Source organism: Streptomyces tateyamensis (genome assembly GCF_003205575.1).
GTDB classification, from domain to species: domain Bacteria; phylum Actinomycetota; class Actinomycetes; order Streptomycetales; family Streptomycetaceae; genus Kitasatospora; species Kitasatospora tateyamensis.
The window spans coordinates 652-955 of record NZ_PYBW01000291.1; the positions used below are offsets into that span (position 1 = coordinate 652).

The following is a 304-nucleotide window of genomic DNA, read 5'->3' on the forward strand; positions in this document are numbered from 1 at the left end:
CGGCGGCTTCGGCGCCGACGCCGTCGTGCACCTGGGCAAGCACGGCAACCTGGAGTGGCTGCCCGGCAAGACCGCCGCACTCTCCGCCGACTGCGGCCCGGACGCGGCGCTGGGCGACCTGCCGCTGGTCTACCCGTTCCTGGTCAACGACCCGGGCGAGGGCACCCAGGCCAAGCGCCGGGCGCACGCGACGCTGGTCGACCACCTGGTGCCCCCGATGGCCCGGGCCGACTCCTACGGCGACATCGCCCGGCTGGAGCAGCTGCTCGACGAGCACTCCAACATCGCCGCGATGGACCCGGCC

1 protein-coding gene is annotated in these 304 nt (G+C 74.7%); it reads left to right on the forward strand.

All coding sequences use genetic code 11. The features are described 5' to 3' along the window. On the forward strand, positions 1 to 304 hold a 304-nt coding region (locus C7C46_RS37060; RefSeq protein ID WP_245985324.1), incomplete at both ends, for a cobaltochelatase subunit CobN.